Origin of the sequence: uncultured Novosphingobium sp. (assembly GCF_964277725.1) — a bacterium.
Lineage (GTDB): Bacteria > Pseudomonadota > Alphaproteobacteria > Sphingomonadales > Sphingomonadaceae > Novosphingobium > Novosphingobium fluoreni.
The window spans coordinates 1-3,195 of the sequence record NZ_CAXYKL010000077.1; the positions used below are offsets into that span (position 1 = coordinate 1).

4 protein-coding genes are annotated in these 3,195 nt (G+C 65.8%); 3 read left to right on the plus strand and 1 reads right to left on the minus strand.

Annotated features, from left to right (window positions below; genetic code table 11):
• Positions 1-206 precede the first annotated feature (206 nt).
• Positions 207-698 (minus strand): TlpA family protein disulfide reductase, encoded by a 492-nt coding sequence (locus ACHWRX_RS04545; protein ID WP_394658254.1) that lies wholly within the window; start codon positions 696-698, stop codon positions 207-209.
• A 121-nt stretch (positions 699-819) separates the two neighbouring features.
• On the opposite strand from ACHWRX_RS04545, the gene argH reads away from it, so the two are divergent.
• The 3 genes from argH to ACHWRX_RS04560 form a co-directional block, all read left to right on the plus strand.
• On the plus strand, positions 820-2,193 hold the full coding sequence (argH, locus tag ACHWRX_RS04550) for an argininosuccinate lyase (protein ID WP_394658256.1): 1,374 nt from the start codon (positions 820-822) through the stop codon (positions 2,191-2,193).
• A complete protein-coding gene (locus ACHWRX_RS04555) occupies positions 2,190-2,453 on the plus strand; it encodes a hypothetical protein (protein WP_183616548.1) in 264 nt (87 codons plus the stop codon). Before argH ends, ACHWRX_RS04555 begins: the two co-directional genes overlap by 4 nt.
• Before the next feature lie 6 nt (positions 2,454-2,459).
• A partial coding sequence (locus tag ACHWRX_RS04560) for a diaminopimelate decarboxylase family protein (RefSeq protein ID WP_394658255.1) occupies positions 2,460-3,195 on the plus strand: 736 nt, incomplete at its 3' end.

Consider the following 3,195-nt stretch of genomic DNA (forward strand, 5'->3'; position numbering starts at 1 on the left):
CGGCGATATCGGCCTTCAACGTGGAGACGGCGGCTTCGTAAACGCGGACCAATTCCGCGAGGGTTTCTTGAACGCTATGCATCTTGCACGCTTACGGAAATGGTGTGGCAATGCAAGGGCAGTGCGCGCGATCACCATCGCTCATGCCCCGTTGGTGTCTCGACTTCGCTCGACACGAACGGGGGAGGGGCCTGCCGTTCTCTCGTTCAGCGGGCCTCGGCGATCAGTTGCAGCGCTTCCACGTTGGTCCAGATCTTGCCGCCGGTGAAGCGCCACACTTCCTGCCCCTGCGCATTATAGAGGATCGTCGTGGGCAGCGTCTGCACCTGATACTTCGCGCCCAGCTCTCCCTTGGCGTCGACCCAGGGCTCCAAGTTGTCACCCCCGCGCTCCTTGATGAAGGAGGCCACCTTTTCCGTGCCCGTCATGTCCTGCGAGACGGTGACGACGCGCAGCTTGCCTTCCTGCAGGTCCACCAGCCGGTCCAGCGTGGGCAGTTCGACCACGCAGGGCGCGCACCATGTGGCCCACAGGTTCACCAGCGTCGGCTTGCCGCGCAGCGATGCCATGGCCAGCTTTTTGCCGCTGGCGTCGGTCAAGGTCAGGTCCGGCATCGCCTCGCCCTTGTGCGAACGATCCAGCGTGCCGGACAGCTTTTCGCTCTTGGGCAGTTCGGAAGGGCTTTCGTCCGGTTGCACCGGCTGTGGGGTTTGCTTATCGCACCCCGCGACGAATAGCGCGAAACCAAGGGCGGCGAGTTTGAACGAGCGGGACGACAGCAAGGGCACAGGCTCCGGAAACGCCCCGGGGGGCAATCAGATGTGGGGCGGGCGCTTCGCGGAAGGGCCCTCGGCGATCATGCGCGAGATAAATGCCTCGATCCCCTTCGACAAGGCATTGTGGCGACAGGACATCCGCGCCAGCAAGGCGCATGTGACGATGCTGGGCGCGATGGGCATCGTCTCCGACGAGGATGCGGTGACCATCGTCAAGGGCCTGGACGCCGTAGCGGTCGAATACGAAGCCCACGGCGTGCCCGAGGACTGGAGCCTCGAAGACATCCACATGACCACGGAGAGCCGCCTGGCCGAGCTGATCGGCCCCGTGGCCGGCCGCCTCCACACCGCGCGCAGCCGCAACGACCAGGTGGCGACCGACTTCCGCCTCTGGGTGCGCGACGTGATGGACGATGCCGACGCCGGATTGCGGGCGCTGCAGGGCGCACTGGTGGCCCGTGCGGGCGAGCATGCCGAAAGCATCATGCCTGGTTTCACCCACTTGCAGACCGCACAGCCCGTCACGCTGGGCCACCACTTGATGGCCTATTACGAGATGATCGCGCGCGATCGCTCGCGGTTTGCGGACGCGCGCAAGCGCCTCAACAAGTCGCCACTGGGTGCGGCAGCGTTGGCGGGAACCGGCTTTCCGATCGATCGCGAGATGACGGCGCAGGCGCTGGGCTTCGATGCTCCGACCGCCAACAGCCTCGATTCGGTATCAGACCGGGACTTCGCGCTGGATTACCTGATGGCCGCCAGCCAGTGCGCGCTGCACCTGTCGCGATTGGCGGAGGAGTTCATCATCTGGGCCAGCCAGCCGTTCGGTTTCGTGGCCTTGCCCGATTCGCTCTCCACCGGCAGCTCGATCATGCCGCAGAAGAAAAATCCCGATGCGGCAGAGCTGGTGCGCGGGCACGCCGGGCGAATCTCGGGCTGCCTTGTCTCGTTGATGATGACGATGAAGGGCCTGCCTCTCGCCTACTCGAAAGACATGCAGGACGATAAGCCGCCGGTGTTCGAGGCGGCGGGCTTGCTGGCGTTGTCGATAGCGGCGATGACCGGGATGGTCGCGGAAACGCGGTTCCGCACCGATCGGATGCGTGCCGCCGCCGAGCTGGGCTTCGCCACCGCGACCGACCTGGCCGACTGGCTGGTGCGCCAGGCGGACATTCCCTTCCGCCAAGCGCATCATATCACCGGCACCGTGGTGAAGCTGGCCGAACAGCGCGGCGTACCGCTGGACCAGTTGCCGCTCGCCGATCTCAAACAGATCGACAACCGCATCGATGAGCGAGTATTCTCCGCACTCTCGGTCGAGGCGTCGGTCGCTGCGCGCAAGTCGCATGGCGGCACCGCTCCGGACGAGGTGCGCAAGCGTGTCGCCGATGCTCGGCAGGCGCTGGAAGGCGAATGACGGTGAAACACGCAACTCGTATCCTGATCGCGTGCGGCCTGCTGAGCGCGCTGGCCGCGTGCGGTTCGCGCAAGGACCTGGCGCTGAAACCCGGCCAGCAGCTGCCGCCCGCGCCGTATGGCCGCGCGGTGCAGCCGCAACCCACCGAGTTGCTGCGCACGCCGACGCTCGCCATTCCCGAACGCAGCGTAGAGCTTCGCACCCGCTCCGAAGAGCGTGAGGACGATCCGTTCGACCTGCCGCCTCCCGAAGACAAGTAAGGCCCCATGGACCATTTCGAGCTGAAGAACGGCGCGTTGCACGCCGAGGATGTGCCGCTGGCCGCGATCGCCGCAGCGGTGGGCACGCCCGTCTATGTTTATTCGCGCGCCACGCTGACGCGCCATGCCCGCGTCTTTCGCGAGGCGTTGAGCGCGCTGCCGCGTGTCCACCTGGCGTTTGCGGTCAAGTCCAACCCGAACCTGGCGGTGCTGAAGCTGCTGGCGAAGGAAGGCTATGGCGCGGATGTCGTCTCGGCGGGCGAAATGCATCGCGCGCTGGCGGCCGGCATGCCCGGTGCGGACATCGTCTTCTCCGGCGTGGGCAAGACCGGGCGTGAGATGGCCGAGGCGCTGGATGCGGGGCTGGGCCAATTCAACCTGGAAAGCGAAGAGGAAGGCGTCGAGCTGGCTGCGATCGCCGCCGAGCGCGGCATGGTCGCCACTGCCACGCTGCGGGTCAATCCCGATGTGGATGCCAAGACCCACGCCAAGATTTCCACCGGCAAGTCCGAGAACAAGTTCGGCGTTCCTTACGATCGCGCTGCAGAAATCTATGCGCGGCTCTCGGCACTGCCGGGGCTGACGATGCGCGGTCTGGCGGTGCATATCGGCAGTCAGATCACCGACCTCGAACCCTCGCGCCTGGCCTTTGCCAAGATGGGCGATCTGATGCGAGCGCTGCGCGAGCAAGGGCTTTCGGTGACGCACATGGATCTGGGCGGCGGGCTGGGCGTGCCCTATC